This is a genomic window from Oryzisolibacter propanilivorax (assembly GCF_900103645.1).
GTDB classification, from domain to species: Bacteria; Pseudomonadota; Gammaproteobacteria; order Burkholderiales; family Burkholderiaceae_C; genus Melaminivora; species Melaminivora propanilivorax.
Map to the genome: position 1 here is coordinate 313,915 of NZ_FNHP01000001.1, position 15,883 is coordinate 329,797.

At 66.6% G+C, this 15,883-nt stretch carries 10 protein-coding genes; 8 read left to right on the plus strand and 2 right to left on the minus strand.

From position 1 onward, the window contains the following. The first annotated feature begins 27 nt into the window (after window positions 1–27). From BLQ61_RS01410 to BLQ61_RS01430, 5 genes are all read left to right on the plus strand, one after another. Window positions 28–2,907, plus strand: coding sequence for a 2-oxoglutarate dehydrogenase E1 component (locus BLQ61_RS01410; RefSeq protein ID WP_091565764.1), 2,880 nt, complete (start codon window positions 28–30; stop codon window positions 2,905–2,907). Window positions 2,908–2,965: 58 nt separating this feature from the next. After that, entirely contained in the window at window positions 2,966–4,234 is a 1,269-nt protein-coding gene (odhB, locus tag BLQ61_RS01415) for a 2-oxoglutarate dehydrogenase complex dihydrolipoyllysine-residue succinyltransferase (RefSeq protein ID WP_091565766.1), read from the plus strand. A 100-nt stretch (window positions 4,235–4,334) separates the two neighbouring features. Continuing rightward, window positions 4,335–5,762, plus strand: coding sequence for a dihydrolipoyl dehydrogenase (lpdA, locus tag BLQ61_RS01420; protein WP_091565769.1), 1,428 nt, complete (start codon window positions 4,335–4,337; stop codon window positions 5,760–5,762). An 81-nt stretch (window positions 5,763–5,843) separates the two neighbouring features. After that, entirely contained in the window at window positions 5,844–6,941 is a 1,098-nt protein-coding gene (gene zapE, locus BLQ61_RS01425; RefSeq protein WP_091565772.1) for a cell division protein ZapE, read from the plus strand. A gap of 23 nt (window positions 6,942–6,964) precedes the next feature. Further along, entirely contained in the window at window positions 6,965–7,600 is a 636-nt protein-coding gene (locus BLQ61_RS01430; protein ID WP_091565775.1) for a hypothetical protein, read from the plus strand. A 21-nt stretch (window positions 7,601–7,621) separates the two neighbouring features. On the opposite strand, the gene BLQ61_RS01435 is transcribed toward BLQ61_RS01430, so the two are convergent. Next, window positions 7,622–8,416: a PP2C family protein-serine/threonine phosphatase gene (locus tag BLQ61_RS01435; RefSeq protein WP_091565778.1), complete on the minus strand. Its 795-nt coding sequence runs from the start codon at window positions 8,414–8,416 to the stop codon at window positions 7,622–7,624. A 49-nt stretch (window positions 8,417–8,465) separates the two neighbouring features. Continuing rightward, window positions 8,466–9,260 carry an outer membrane protein assembly factor BamD gene (locus BLQ61_RS01440; protein WP_091565781.1) on the minus strand — a complete coding sequence of 265 codons (795 nt, stop codon included), beginning with the start codon at window positions 9,258–9,260 and terminating at the stop codon, window positions 8,466–8,468. Between the two features lie 133 nt (window positions 9,261–9,393). Between BLQ61_RS01440 and dnaE the strand changes: the two genes are divergently transcribed. The 3 genes from dnaE (at window position 9,394) to clpA (ending at window position 15,787) form a co-directional block, all read left to right on the plus strand. After that, the gene (gene dnaE, locus BLQ61_RS01445; RefSeq protein WP_091565783.1) at window positions 9,394–12,942 is read left to right on the plus strand and encodes a DNA polymerase III subunit alpha; all 3,549 of its coding nucleotides are present in this window, start codon (window positions 9,394–9,396) and stop codon (window positions 12,940–12,942) included. Window positions 12,943–13,018: 76 nt separating this feature from the next. After that, window positions 13,019–13,375 (plus strand): ATP-dependent Clp protease adapter ClpS, encoded by a 357-nt coding sequence (gene clpS, locus BLQ61_RS01450; RefSeq protein WP_175488182.1) that lies wholly within the window; start codon window positions 13,019–13,021, stop codon window positions 13,373–13,375. A gap of 66 nt (window positions 13,376–13,441) precedes the next feature. Next, a complete protein-coding gene (gene clpA / locus BLQ61_RS01455; RefSeq protein ID WP_091565791.1) occupies window positions 13,442–15,787 on the plus strand; it encodes an ATP-dependent Clp protease ATP-binding subunit ClpA in 2,346 nt (781 codons plus the stop codon). Window positions 15,788–15,883: the final 96 nt, after the last annotated feature.

The window sequence follows — 15,883 nt, forward strand, 5'->3', positions numbered from 1 at the left end:
CGCAGGGAAGCGGAGGTCAGCGCAGCAATGAGCGAACCCACGTCCGTCTACCAAGCCTACCAGGGCAACACGTATCTCTTCGGCGGCAACGCGCCCTATGTCGAGGAGATGTACGAGAACTATCTCGCCAACCCCGGTAGCGTGCCCGATTCGTGGCGCGAATACTTTGACGCATTGCAACATGTGCCCGCCGTGGACGGCAGCGATGCGCGCGACGTGCCTCACCTGCCAGTCGTCAATGCCTTCGCCGAACGCGCCAAGCAGGGCGGCACCCAGGTGGTCGTGGCCACTGGCGCCGACACCGAGCTGGGCCGCAAGCGCGTGGCGGTGCAGCAGATCATCGCCGCTTACCGCAACGTCGGCCAACGCTGGGCCGACCTGGATCCGCTCAAGCGCCAGGAGCGTCCCGCGATCCCCGAGCTGGAGCCGTCTTTCTACGGCTTCACCGACGCCGACCAGGAAACCGTGTTCAACGTCGGCAATACCTTCTTCGGCAAGGAAAGCCTGTCGCTGCGCGAGCTGATCAACGCCCTGCGCGAGACCTACTGCGGCACCATCGGCGCCGAGTACATGTATGCCACCGACCAGAACCAGAAGCGCTGGTGGCAGCAGCGGCTGGAGTCGATCCGCTCCAAGCCGAGCTTCACCGCCGAGAAGAAGAAGCGCATCCTGGAGCGCCTGACGGCCGCCGAAGGATTCGAGCGTTTCCTGCATACCAAGTACGTTGGCCAGAAGCGCTTTTCGCTGGAGGGTGGCCAGAGTTTCATCGCCGCCATGGACGAGCTGATCAACTCCGCCGGCGAGCGCGGCGTGCAGGAACTGGTCATCGGCATGGCGCACCGCGGACGCCTGAACGTGCTGGTCAACACCCTGGGCAAGAGCCCCAAGGATCTGTTCGCCGAATTCGACCACACCGCCCCCGAGGACCTGCCCGCCGGTGACGTGAAGTACCACGCCGGCTTCAGCTCGGACGTCTCCACCGCCGGTGGCCCGGTGCACCTGGCGCTGGCCTTCAACCCCTCGCACCTGGAGATCGTCAACCCGGTGGTCGAGGGCTCGGTGCGCTCGCGCATGGACCGGCGCGACGACCCCAAGGGCAAGCAGGTGCTGGCGGTGCTGGTGCACGGCGACGCGGCCTTCGCCGGCCAGGGCGTGAACCAGGAAACCCTGGCGCTGTCCGAGACGCGCGGCTACAGCACCGGCGGCACGGTGCACATCATCATCAACAACCAGATCGGCTTCACCACGTCGGACCCGCGCGACCTGCGCTCGACGCTGTACTGCACCGACATCGTGAAGATGATCGAGTCGCCGGTGCTGCATGTGAACGGCGACGACCCGGAAGCCGTGTGCCTGGCGATGCAGCTGGCGCTGGACTTCCGCATGGAATTCGCCAAGGACGTAGTGGTGGACATCGTCTGCTATCGCAAGCTCGGCCACAACGAGCAGGACACACCGGCGCTGACGCAGCCGCTGATGTACAAGAAGATCGCGGCCCACCCCGGCACGCGCAAGCTGTACGCGGACAAGCTGGCGGCGCAGGGCATGGGCGAGTCGCTCGGCGACGACATGGCCAAGGCCTACCGCGCCGCCATGGAAGAGGGCAAGCACACGGTCGATCCGGTGCTGACCAACTTCAAGGGCAAGTACGCCGTCGACTGGAGCCCGTTCCTGGGCAAGGCCTGGACCGACGCCGGCGACACCGCCATTCCCCTGGCCGAGTGGAAGCGCCTGGCTGAGCGCATCACCACGCTGCCCGACAGCGTGACCCCGCACATGCTGGTCAAGAAGGTGCTGGACGACCGCGCCGCCATGGGCCGCGGCGAGGTGAACGTGGACTGGGGCATGGGCGAGCACATGGCGTTCGCCTCGCTGGTGGCTTCCGGCTACCCGATCCGCCTGTCGGGCGAGGACAGCGGCCGCGGCACCTTCACGCACCGCCATGCCGTGATCCACGACCAAAAGCGCGAGAAGTGGGACGAAGGCACCTACGTGCCGCTGCAGAACGTCGCCGAGAACCAGGCACCGTTCGTGGTCATCGACTCCATCCTGTCCGAGGAAGCGGTGCTGGCCTTCGAATATGGCTATGCCTCCAACGACCCCAACACGCTAGTCATCTGGGAAGCGCAGTTCGGCGACTTCGCCAACGGCGCGCAGGTGGTGATCGACCAGTTCATCGCCTCCGGCGAGGTCAAGTGGGGCCGCGTCAACGGCCTTACCCTGATGCTGCCGCACGGCTACGAAGGCCAGGGCCCCGAGCACAGCTCGGCGCGCCTGGAGCGCTTCATGCAGCTGGCCGCCGAGGCCAACATGCAAATCGTGCAGCCGACCACCGCCAGCCAGATCTTCCATGTGCTGCGCCGCCAGATGGTGCGCAACCTGAGGAAGCCCCTGGTCATCATGACGCCGAAGTCGCTGCTGCGGAACAAGGATGCGACCTCGCCGGTGACCGAGTTCACCGAAGGCGCCTTCTGCACCGTGCTGGGCGAGCAGGACGCGGCCGTGGCAGCCAATGCGGCCAAGGTCAAGCGCGTCATCGCCTGCTCGGGCAAGGTGTACTACGACCTGGTGAAGAAGCGCAACGAGCGCGAGGCGAAGGACGTGGCCATCATCCGCGTCGAGCAGCTCTATCCGTTCCCGCACAAGGCGTTCGCGGCCGAGCTGAAGAAGTATCCCAAGGCCACCGAGCTCGTGTGGTGCCAGGACGAGCCGCAGAACCAGGGCGCCTGGTTCTTCATCCAGCACAACATCCACGAGAACATGCAGGAAGGCCAGAAGCTGGGCTATGCCGGCCGTGCCGCTTCGGCGTCGCCGGCGGTCGGCTACGCGCACCTGCACCAGGAGCAGCAGAAGTCGCTGGTCGAGGCGGCGTTTGCCAAGCTCAAGGGTTTTGTCCTGACCAAGTAAGGCCGAACACCCCCGTTACTGACGTACAGACAAAACCCATTTGGAAAGCATTCGAAAAATGTCCATCGTTGAAGTCAAGGTTCCCCAGCTGTCCGAGTCCGTGGCCGAGGCCACGCTGCTGCAATGGAAGAAAAAGGCCGGTGAGGCCGTCGCCCAGGACGAAATCCTGATCGAGATCGAGACCGACAAGGTGGTGCTGGAAGTGCCCGCGCCGTCCGCCGGCGTGCTGGCCGAGATCGTCGTTGCCGATGGCGGCACCGTCACCTCCGACCAGGTCATCGCCAAGATCGACTCCGAGGGCCGCGTGGCCGCAGCCGCTCCGGCGGCCGCTGCCGCAGCACCGGCTGCTGCCAGCGCACCTGCCGCTGCGCCGGCAGCGGCCGCCGCCTCTGCCGGTGGCAGCAAAGGTGATGTGGCCATGCCGGCGGCCGCCAAGATCCTCGCGGAAAAGGGCCTGTCGGCCGGCGACGTGCCGGGCACCGGCAAGGATGGCCGCGTGACCAAGGGCGACGCGCTGGCGGCATCCGCTGGCGGCGTGAAGCCCACTGCTGCCGTCATCCCCACCGGCGTGCCGACCAAGGCGCTGCCGCAGGTGGCGGCTCCCGGCAGCACGCAGGACCTGGGCCAGCGCCCCGAGCAGCGCGTGCCCATGAGCCGCCTGCGCGCACGCATCGCCGAGCGCCTGCTGCAATCGCAGTCCACCAACGCCATCCTGACCACCTTCAACGAGGTGAACATGGCGCCGGTCATGGAGCTGCGCAAGAAATTCCAGGACGCATTCACCAAGGAGCACGGCGTCAAGCTCGGCTTCATGTCCTTCTTCGTCAAGGCCGCGGTGCATGCGTTGAAGAAGTTCCCGGTGATCAACGCCAGCGTGGACGGCAACGATATCGTCTACCACGGCTACTTCGACATCGGCATCGCCGTGGGCTCGCCACGCGGCCTGGTGGTGCCGATCCTGCGCAACGCCGACCAGATGAGCTTCGCCGACATCGAAAAGAAGATTGCCGAGTTCGGCAAGAAGGCGGCCGAGGGCAAGCTGGGCATCGAGGACATGACCGGCGGCACCTTCTCCATCAGCAACGGCGGCACCTTCGGCTCGATGATGTCCACGCCTATCATCAACCCGCCGCAGTCGGCCATCCTGGGCGTGCACGCCACCAAGGACCGCGCCATGGTCGAGAACGGCCAGGTCGTGGTGCGCCCGATGAACTACCTTGCGATGTCGTACGACCACCGCATCATCGACGGCCGCGAGGCGGTGCTGGGCCTGGTGGCCATGAAGGACGCGCTGGAAGACCCGTCGCGCCTGCTGTTCGACCTCTGATCGCTCAGGAACCGAGCGCTCCCTCCTTCGACCGACAACCCACCCTCGGCCCGGCCCTGCGGTGGGTTTTTTCGTTCAGACCGTTTTTCATTCAGACACCATGAGCAAGCAATTCGACGTGATCGTCATCGGCGCCGGCCCCGGCGGCTACATCGCGGCCATCCGCGCCGCACAGCTGGGCATGCAGGTCGCCTGCATCGACGAGTGGCGCAACGACAAGGGCGGCCCGGCGCCCGGCGGCACCTGCACCAACGTGGGCTGCATCCCGTCCAAGGCGCTGCTGCAGTCCAGCGAATACTTCGAGCACGCCAACAAGCACTTCGCCGAGCACGGCATCAGCACCGGCAAGGTCAGCATGGACGTGCCCACCATGATCGGCCGCAAGGACGCCGTGGTGAAGCAGAACAACGACGGCATCCTGTACCTGTTCAAGAAGAACAAGGTCAGCTTCTTCCACGGGCGCGGCGCATTCGGCAAGGCGGTGGACGGCGGCTACGAGATCGAGGTCAGCGGTGCCAGCACCGAGACGCTGACCGCCAAGCAGGTCATCCTGGCCACTGGCTCCAACGCCCGTGCGCTGCCGGGCGCGGAATTCGACGAGCAGACCATCCTGTCCAACGACGGCGCTCTCGCCATCGAGTCCGTGCCCAAGACCCTGGGCGTGATCGGCTCGGGCGTGATCGGCCTGGAGATGGGCAGCGTCTGGCGCCGCCTGGGTGCCGACGTCACGGTACTGGAGGGCCTGCCCACTTTCCTGGGCGCAGTGGACGAGCAGATCGCCAAGGAAGCCAAGAAGGCCTTCGACAAGCAGGGCCTGAAGATCGAGCTGGGCGTGAAGATCAGCGAGGTCCAGAAGGGCAAGAAGGGCGTGGCCGTGGCCTACACCAATGCCAAGGGCGAGGCCGCCAGCCTGCAAGTGGACAAGCTCATCGTCTCCATCGGCCGCGTGCCTAACACCAACGGCTTGAACCACGAAGCCGTGGGCCTGCAGCTGGACGAGCGCGGCGCCATCGTCGTCGATGCCGACTGCCGCACCAACCTGCCCGGCGTGTGGGCGGTGGGCGACGTGGTGCGCGGCCCGATGCTGGCGCACAAGGCGGAGGAAGAAGGCGTGGCCGTGGCCGAGCGCATCGCCGGCCAGCATGGGCACGTCAACTTCGACACCATCCCGTGGGTCATCTACACCAGCCCCGAGATCGCCTGGGTCGGCCGCACCGAGCAGCAGCTCAAGGAGCAGGGCGTGAAGTACAAGGCGGGCAGCTTCCCGTTCCTGGCCAACGGCCGCGCGCGTGCGCTGGGCGATACCACCGGCATGGTCAAGTTCCTGGCCGACGCCGAGACCGACGAGATCCTGGGCGTGCACATGGTCGGGCCGATGGTCTCGGAGCTGATCTCCGAGGCCGTCGTCGCCATGGAGTTCAAGGCTAGCAGCGAGGACATTGCCCGCATCTGCCATGCACACCCGTCGCTGTCCGAGGCCACCAAAGAGGCCGCCCTGGCGGTGGACAAGCGCACGCTGAACTTCTGATTTTCAGCAAAAAAGGCTACTGGCCCTTGTATATCAAGGGCCAGTAGCTATGATTTGTATAGTAAATCGACGGGACCGAATGTGACTGTCAGGCAGGCCTACGAGGCGGAGCTGGCCGCCAAGGGATTCCAGAGCGACCCGGCGCAGCTGCGCGCCGTGGAGGCGCTGGAGCGCTGCGCGCAGGAATGGGGTCGCTACAAGCGGCGCCGTTCCAATGCGCTGAAAAAGCTGATCCACCACCCGGACATCCCGAAGGGGGTTTACATGTACGGCGGCGTGGGGCGCGGCAAAAGCTTCCTGATGGACTGCTTCTTCAACGCCGTGCCCCTGAAGCGCAAGGTGCGCCTGCACTTTCACGAGTTCATGCGCGAGGTGCACCGCGAACTGGCCGTGCTGCAGGGCCAGCAGAACCCTCTGGATGTGCTGGGCGCGCGCATCGCCAAGCGCTACAAGCTGATCTGCTTCGACGAGTTCCACGTCGCCGACATCACCGACGCCATGATCCTGCACCGCCTGCTGGTGGCGCTGTGGGACAACGGGGTGGGATTCGTCACCACCTCCAACTTCAAGCCGGACGACCTGTACCGGGACGGGCTGCACCGCGATCGCATCCTGCCGGCGATCGCGTTGCTGAACGAGCACATGGAAGTGGTCAACGTGGACAACGGCACCGACTACCGCCGCCGCACGCTGGAAAACGCCCGGCTGTACCACTGCCCGCTCGGCCCCGAGGCGGAAGCGGAAATGGCGCGCACTTTCGACCTGCTGGCCGAGGCGCACGACGAGGAGCCGGTGCTGCATATCGAATCGCGCGAGATCCAAGCCATACGGCGCGCCGGCGGCGTGGTCTGGTTCGACTTCCGCGAGCTGTGCATGGGCCCGCGCTCGCAGAACGACTACCTCGAAATCGCCAGCCAGTTCCATACCGTGCTGCTGTCCAACGTGCCGCACATGCCGGTGAACATGGCCTCGCCCGCGCGGCGCTTCACCTGGCTCATCGACGTGCTGTACGACCGGCGCGTGAAGCTGGTGATCTCGGCGGCGGTGCCGCCCGAGGAGCTCTACACCGAGGGCCCGCTGGCGCACGAGTTTCCGCGCACCGTCTCGCGCCTGAACGAAATGCAGTCCAAGGAATTCCTGGCGCTGGAGCGGCGCGTCGTGGATACCGGGCTGACCTGAAGCAGCAACAGCGAGCGACCGCCATGCAACGCCTGTCTTTCGTGGTCCCTGCCGCAGCGCTGTGGCTGGCCCTGGCTGCTGCGCAGCCCTCCATTGCCCAGCCCTCGGGTGCGCAACCCATGGCGGAGCGCGCTGCCGTGCGCGAGCGCATCCAGCACCAGCGCCGTGACATCCAGGCCGAGCTGGCGCGCCAGGAAGCTGCTTGCTACCAGCGTTTCGCGGTCGAGGATTGCCTGCGCCAGGTGCGTTCCGACGCACGCACGCGCGACAACCTGCTGTGGCGCGAGGAACTGGAATTGGACGAGGCCGAGCGCCGCGACAAGGCCGCCCAGCGCCTGCAATCCATCGAGCAGCGCCAGCGCGAGCCGGCCATCCAACCGCCTGCGCCCGCTGCTGCACGGCAGGAGGCGGCAGAAGATGGGGAGCGCCGCCAGCAGGCGCAGGAACGGGCCGAGCACGCCGAGCGCCACCGCGCCGAGCATGCCGCCGCCCAGCAGCGCCGCGCACAGGAGCAGGCCGAGCGCCTGGAGGCATCGCGCCAGCGCCACGAGGAGCGCCAGCGCAAGGCGCGCGAGCGGCGCGAGCAGCAGGAACGCCGCCGCGCCGAGGACGCTGCCGCGGGCAAGACCCCGGCGCGCCCGCTGCCGGCCGAGCCCTGAAGCAAGCCCATCCGCGTGGCGTCAGGCGCTGGCGAGCAGCGCTGGCGCCCGGTCCTGCTGCGCCATCGGCTCGATGCGCACCACTGCCAGCGACAGGTTGTCGCCATTGCCGCGGGCACGGGCGCGCGCCTTGTCGATCAGGAATTCGCTGGCCTCGCGCGGCGACAGGCGCTGCAGCACGGTGCCCAGCTCCTCCGGCGAGAAGTAATGCCAGACGCCGTCGCTGCACGCCAGCAGCACGTCGCCGGGCTGCAGCGGGGTGATGCGGTGCAAGCTGGCGGGCGGGTCGGCTTCCGTGCCCAGGCAGCCCAGCAGGATGTTGGACTGGGGGTGCGTCAGCGCCTGCTCTTCGTTCAGGCTGCCGCGGTCGATCAGCGCCTGGACGTAGGAGTGGTCCTTGGTGCGGTGCACCAGCTGGCCCTGGCGGAAGTGGTAGATGCGCGAGTCGCCCGAATGCACCCAGTGGCAGTCCCCGCGCGGGTTCACCAAGAAGGCCGCCAGGGTACTGTGCGGCTCCTGCTCCGCAGAGATGGCCGTCAGGCGAATGACCATGTGCGCCTCCCGCGCCAGGTGCGTCAGCAGGCCCTGCGGGTCGTCGCTGCCCGGGGTGTAGCGCTCGAACAGCTGGCGTGCGGTCAGCATGACCTGGTCGGAGGCCTTGCGCCCGCCGCTGCGCCCGCCCATGCCGTCGGCCACCACGCCCAGCACGCAACCGTGCACGCGCTCGTGCGCCAGCAGCAGCACCTGGTCCTGCTGGTATTCGCGGTCGCCGCGGTGGATGCCGGTGGCCGCAACGATGCGAAAGGGTTGGGTCATGGTGCGCCGCGAGCGGCGGATGCAAGAGGACTGGCGGCTTGGCGCGAGTTCACCAGAACTTCCACCACGGATTGTCCTTGCCTGGCAGGCCCTGCTCCAGCAGGCGCGTCTGCGGGTAGCTGGCCAGCAGCACGCGGCGCGCGTCGTCGCGCAGCTGTGTCATGCCGAGCGCGTCGTAGGACTGCACCAGGATGTACAGCGCCTGCTCGGTGGCCGGCACGTCCTTGTATTCGGCGATGGCGTTCTGCGCCCGGTTCACCGCCGCCACGTAGGCGCCGCGCTGGAAGTAGTAGCGCGCCACGTGCACCTCGTACTGAGCCAGCGAATTGACGATGTAGGTCATGCGCTGGCGCGCGTCGGGCGTGTAGCGCGAGTCGGGAAAGCGCGTGACCAGCTCGCGGAATGCCTCGAACGAATCCTTGGCGGCTTTCTGGTCACGCTCGGACAGGTCCTGACGCGAGACCCACGAAAACAGGCCCAGGTCGTCGTTGAAGTTGACCAGGCCCTTCAGGTACAGGGCGTAGTCGTAGGCCGGGCTAGCTGGGTGCAGCTTCATGAAGCGGTCCAGGGTGGCCACGGCCTGGGCCTTGTCGCCCGCCCTGTACTGGGCATAGGCCTTGTCCAGCTGCGCCTGCTGCGCCAGCGGCGTGCCGGCGGCGCGGCCCTCGAGCTTCTCCAGCAGCGGCACAGCCTTGTCGTAGGCGCCGCCGTTGAGTTCGTCGCGCGCCTCGGAATAGATCTTGTCCGGGCTCCAGCCAGCGGTTTTGTCTTCGTTGGTGCTGGAGCAGGCGGCCAAGGCGCCGGCCAGCAGGACGGTTAGAACAACGGGCGAAAAACGTGGCATGGCTGATCGGGTGTGAGATGAGAGGGTGCGGCGCTGGCGCACGGGACGCGGCGCAGCGGGCACGGCCGGCAATTGTATGAAAACGGTGCCGTACGTCCGGCACGGGCATGGCCCGGTTTTTACAATCGACCGGATGTTTGTCCACCTGCGCCTGCACACCGAGTTTTCCGTTGTCGACGGTACCACCCGCATCGACGAGATTGTCAAGGCCGCCGCTGGCGATGCCCAGCCGGCGCTGGCGATCACCGACCTGAACAACCTGTTCGGCGCGGTGAAGTTCTACAAGGCCGGGCGTGGCAAGGGCGTCAAGCCCATTCTGGGTGCCGAGGTGACGCTGGAAAGCGAGGACGGCGCGGCGCCCGTCCGCATGCTGCTGCTGGTGCAGGACCGCCAGGGCTACCTGAACCTGTGCGAGCTGCTGGCGCGGGCCTGGACGCGCAACGTGGTGCGCAACCTGCCGCTGTGCACCTGGGATTGGCTGCAGGAGCTGAACGGCGGCCTGATCGCCCTGGCCGGCGCGCAGGCCGGGCCGGTCGGGCAGGCGCTGATGAAGGGCAGCGACGGTGCGGCCGAGGCGCTGGCCCGGCGCCTGGCGGCGCTGTTCCCGCAGCGCTTCTACCTGGAGCTGCAGCGCGCCGGGCGCCCCGACGATGAGGCGCACGTGGTGGCCTGCGTGGAGCTGGCCGCGCGGCTGCAGCTGCCGGTGGTCGCCACCCACCCGATCCAGTTCGCGACGCCGGACGACTACGAGGCGCACGAGGCGCGTGTGTGCATTGCCGAGGGCGAAATATTGGGCAACGCGCGCCGGGTGCGCCGCTTCACGCGCGAGCAGCATTTCAAGACCGCCGCGCAGATGCAGGCGCTGTTCGCCGACCTGCCTTCGGCGCTGGCCAACAGCGTGGAGATCGCGCGCCGCTGCAACTTGACGTTGGTGCTGGGCAAGCCCCAGCTGCCGGACTTCCCCACGCCCGGCGGTATGCCCATCGACGAGTACTTCCGCCACGCCTCGCACGAGGGCCTGCAGGAGCGCCTGCAGCACCTGTACCCCGACGCCACTGAGCGCGAGCGCCAGCGTCCGCGCTATGAGGAGCGGCTGGAGTTCGAGCTGGGCACCATCCTGAAGATGGGCTTTCCGGGCTACTTCCTGATCGTGGGCGACTTCATCCAGTGGGCCAAGGCCAACGGCTGCCCGGTCGGGCCAGGCCGGGGCTCGGGCGCCGGCTCGCTGGTAGCCTACGCATTGAAGATCACTGACCTGGACCCGCTGCAATACAACCTGCTGTTCGAGCGCTTCCTAAACCCCGAGCGGGTGTCGATGCCCGACTTCGACATCGATTTCTGCCAGTCCAACCGCGACCGGGTGATCGAGTACGTCAAGGAGAAGTACGGCAAGGATGCGGTGAGCCAGATCGCCACCTTCGGCACCATGGCCGCCAAGGCGGCGATCCGCGACGTGGGTCGGGTCATGGACATGAGCTATATGTTCTGCGACGGCATCTCCAAATTGGTGCCCGGCAAGCCGGGCATGACCTACACCCTGGCCTATCCGCCCGAGCCGAAAAGGGAGGGCGACAAGAACAACTACGCCCTGGAACTGGAGCCGCTGCTGTACGAGCGCCTGCGCAAGGAAGAGGACGTGCGCACCATCATTGAGATGGCGCAAAAGCTCGAGGGCATGACGCGCAACATCGGCATGCACGCCGGGGGCGTGCTGATCGCGCCGGGCAAGCTGACCGACTTCTGCCCGCTGTACCAGCAGCCGGGCAGCGAATCGGCGGTGAGCCAGTACGACAAGGACGACGTCGAGGCCATCGGCTTGGTGAAGTTCGACTTTCTGGGCCTGGCGACGTTGACCATCCTGGAGATCGCGCGCGGGCTGATCCAGAGGCGCCACAAGGGCCAGGAAGACTTCGCCTTCGAGAACGTGCCGCTGGACGACGCGCGCACCTACCGGCTGTTCTCCGAGGGCAAGACCGAAGCCGTGTTCCAGTTCGAAAGCCGTGGCATGCAGGGCATGCTGAAAGAGGCGCGGCCCAGCCGGCTGGAGGACTTGATCGCCCTGAACGCGCTGTACCGCCCCGGTCCCATGGACCTGATCCCCAGCTTCGTGAACCGCAAGCACGGCAAGGAAGAGGTGGAGTACCCGCACCCGCTGGTCGAGCCGGTGCTGGCCGAGACCTACGGCATCATGGTCTACCAGGAGCAGGTGATGCAGACCGCGCAGGTGCTGGGCGGCTACAGCCTGGGCGGCGCCGACATGCTGCGCCGCGCCATGGGCAAGAAGAAGCCCGAGGAGATGGCCGAGCACCGCCTGATCTTCCGCAAGGGGGCGCTGGAAAAGGGCATCGGCGAGGCGCAGGCCGACGAAGTCTTCGACCTGATGGAGAAATTCGCCGGGTATGGCTTCAACAAGTCGCACGCCGCTGCGTATTCGCTGCTGGCCTACCACACCGGCTGGCTGAAGGTGCACTACACGGCCGAGTTCTACTGCGCCAACATGACCGTGGAAATGGACGACACGGACAAGCTGAAGGTGCTGTACGAGGACGCGGTCAAGCACTTCGGCATCAGCTTCGAGCCGCCCAACATCAACCGCGGCCTGTACCGCTTCGAGCCGGTGACCGACCGGGTCATCCGCTACGGTCTGGGTGCGGTCAAGGGGACTGGCCAGCAGGCCATCGAGGCGATCATCGCTGCGCGCGAGGGCCGCGGCACCGGGCCCGAAGGCGGCACCACCGGCCCCTTCAGGAGCCTGTTCGACTTCTGCACCCGGGTGGACCGGGCGCGTCTGAACAAGCGCACCGTGGAGGCACTGATCAAGGCCGGCGCCTTCGACTGCCTGGAGCCCAACCGCGCGGCGCTGGTGGCGTCCATCGACCGCGCCTTCGACTACGCCGCGGCGCAGGCGGCCAACGCCAATCAGGGCGGGCTGTTCGACATGATGGGCGAAGGGGCGATCGGCTGCAGCACCGAGGAGCCGGCGCTGGCCGACGTGCCCGAGTGGGGCGTGAAGGAACGCCTGACGCAGGAAAAGACCGCCGTGGGCTTTTACCTGTCGGGCCACCTGTTCGACGAGGTCGAGGCCGAGGTGCGCCGCTTCGTCCGCACGCCGATCGCCGAGCTGGCCGACAGCCGCGAGACGCAGGTGGTGGCCGGCATCGTCAGCGACTGCCGCGTCATCAACGGCCAGCGCGGCAAGCTGGCTTTGTTCAAACTGGACGACAAGTCAGCGTCCATCGAAGCCTCGGCCGACGAGGGCGTGATCGCCGCCAGCAACGGCCTGCTGCGTGACGACGAGTTCGTGGTGCTGGGCGGACGCCTGCAGCTGGACCATTTCAGCGGTGGCCTGCGCCTGAAGGTGCAGCAGGTCTGGAGCCTGGCCGACGCGCGCGCGCGCTTCGGCAAATACCTGTTCGTCGCCGCCGGCGCGCAGCCGGACGTGGCCGCCATTGTCCGGGATTACCCGCCCCGGCGCGAGGAAAGCGAGCATGGCGAGGCGCTGCTGCGCGGCCTGCGCGTGCGCCTGGCGGTGCAATGCCAGGGCGAGGGGGACGGCGCGGCCGCCACGGCCGAGCTGCAGTTGGGCGATGACAGCCGCTTCTTCCCGTGTGATGCGGCGCTGTCGGCCTGGCAGCAGCAGGCTGGAACGGCCGCCATCAGCGTCGTCTACGAGCACGGCTGAAAAGCTTGAAAAACGCCTTGCCGGCGTCAATTGACCGAGGACCGCGCGATTCGTGCGGCTGGCTAGAATGAATTTCATGGCAACCCAACTTCCGCCCCAGGCGCCCACCCGGCCGCAGGCCCCGTCCTGGGACGACGGCGGCTCGGCCGTGGCCGAGCGCCTGCCCCTGAAAACCAAGCCTCCACAAATGCACCAAGTGGTGATGCTGAACGACGATTTCACCCCCATGGAGTTCGTCGTGGTCGTCCTACAGGAGTTCTTCAACAAGGACCGCGAAGCTGCCACGCAGATCATGCTCAAGATTCATCTCGACGGAAAAGGCGTCTGCGGGGTCTACACGCGTGACGTGGCGGCCACCAAGGTAGAGCAGGTGCTGGATGCCGCGCGCCAGGCTGGTCACCCTTTGCAATGCCTGAGCGAGCCTGTTGAATAAACGGACTTTGGGCCTGATCTACATTTCTTTCGTATTCGCAACACGCAAGCACAAAGGAGTTCTCACATGATTGCCCAAGAACTGGAAGTCAGCTTGCACATGGCTTTCGTCGAGGCCCGTCAGCAGCGCCACGAGTTCATCACCGTGGAACACCTGCTGCTCGCGCTGCTCGACAACCCCAGCGCCGCCGAGGTGCTGCGCGCCTGCGCGGCCAACATCGACGACCTGCGTGCGTCGCTGACCAATTTCATCAAGGACAACACGCCCCAGGTGGCGGGCTCCGACGAGGTGGACACCCAGCCGACGCTGGGCTTCCAGCGCGTCATCCAGCGCGCCATCATGCACGTGCAGTCCACCGGCAACGGCAAGAAGGAAGTCACCGGCGCCAACGTGCTGGTGGCGATCTATGGCGAGAAGGACTCGCACGCCGTCTACTACCTGCACCAGCAGGGCGTCACGCGCCTGGACGTGGTGAACTTCATCGCCCACGGCATCCGCAAGGGTGAGCCGCAGGAACCCGCCAAGCCTGACAGCCAGGCCGAGGCCGAGGAGGGCAGCCAGGGCGAGCGCAACGAGAAGTCTTCGCCGCTGGAGCAGTACACGCAGAACCTGAACCAAGCGGCCAAGGATGGCAAGATCGACCCGCTGATCGGCCGCAACTACGAGGTCGAGCGCACCATCCAGATCCTGTGCCGCCGGCGCAAGAACAACCCGCTGCTGGTGGGCGAGGCCGGTGTCGGCAAGACGGCAATCGCCGAGGGCCTGGCCTGGCGCATCACCCAGGGCGACGTGCCAGAGATCCTGGCCGAAGCCACGGTGTACTCGCTCGACATGGGAGCTTTGCTGGCGGGCACCAAGTACCGCGGCGACTTCGAGCAGCGCCTGAAGGGCGTCCTGAAGAGCCTCAAGGACAAACCCAACGCGGTGCTGTTCATCGACGAGATTCACACCCTTATCGGCGCCGGCGCCGCGTCGGGCGGGACGCTGGACGCGAGCAACCTGCTCAAGCCCGCGCTGTCGTCGGGCCAGCTCAAGTGCATCGGCGCGACCACCTTCACCGAGTACCGCGGCATCTTCGAAAAAGACGCGGCGCTGTCGCGGCGCTTCCAGAAGGTGGACGTGGTCGAGCCGACGGTGGCCGAGACTATCGACATCCTGAAGGGGCTGAAGAGCCGTTTCGAGGAGCACCACAGCGTGAAGTACGCCGCCGCCGCGCTGCAGGCCGCGGCTGAGCTGTCGGCCAAGTACATCAACGACCGGCACCTGCCCGACAAGGCCATCGACGTGATCGACGAGGCCGGGGCGGCGCAGCGTATCCTGACGCCGTCCAAGCGCAAGAAGACCATTGGCAAGAACGAGATCGAGGAGATCGTCGCGAAGATCGCCCGCATTCCGCCCGCCAATGTCAGCAACGACGACCGCAGCAAGCTGCAGACGCTGGAGCGCGACCTCAAGAGCGTGGTCTTCGGCCAGGACAAGGCGCTGGAGGTGCTCGCCGCCAGCGTGAAGATGGCGCGCTCGGGCCTGGGCAAGGGCGACAAGCCGATCGGCGCGTTCCTGTTCTCCGGCCCCACCGGTGTCGGCAAGACGGAAGCGGCCAAACAGCTCGCCTACATCATGGGCGTCGACCTGATCCGCTTCGACATGTCCGAGTACATGGAGCGCCACGCCGTGAGCCGCCTGATCGGCGCGCCTCCGGGCTACGTCGGTTTCGACCAGGGCGGCCTGCTGACCGAGGCCGTCACCAAGAAGCCGCACTGCGTGCTGCTGCTCGACGAGATCGAGAAGGCGCACCCGGACATCTTCAATGTGCTGCTGCAGGTCATGGACCACGGCACGCTGACGGACAACAACGGGCGCAAGGCCGACTTCCGCAACGTCATCCTGATCATGACGACCAATGCGGGCGCCGAGACCATGAACAAGGCGACCATCGGCTTCACCAACCCGCGCCAGGCGGGCGACGAGATGGCCGACATCAAGCGCCTATTCACGCCCGAGTTCCGCAACCGCCTCGACGCGATCGTGAACTTCAAGGCGCTGGACGAGCAGATCATCCTGCGCGTCGTGGACAAGTTCCTGCTGCAGCTCGAAACCCAGCTGGCCGAGAAGAAGGTCGAGGTCACCTTCACCGACCCGCTGCGCAAGCACCTGGCCAAGAAGGGCTTCGATCCGCTGATGGGCGCGCGTCCCATGCAGCGCCTGATCCAGGACATGATCCGCAAGGCGTTGGCCGACGAGCTGCTGTTCGGTCGCCTGACCGAAGGTGGCCGGCTGGAGGTGGACATCGAGACCGGCACCGATGACAAGGGCGCCGAAACCTCCGAAGTCAAGCTGGACATCCAGCCGCTGCTCAAGAAGGACCGCGCCAAGGCCGAGCCGGCTGAGCCGGAAGAAGCCACCGCCGACTGATGCAACTGGCGCCTAGTCCCCTGGGCCGGGAATATGAAAAACCGCAGCCATGGCTGCGGTTTTTTTATATCAAATCAGGCTGTGGCCCTTGCTTTG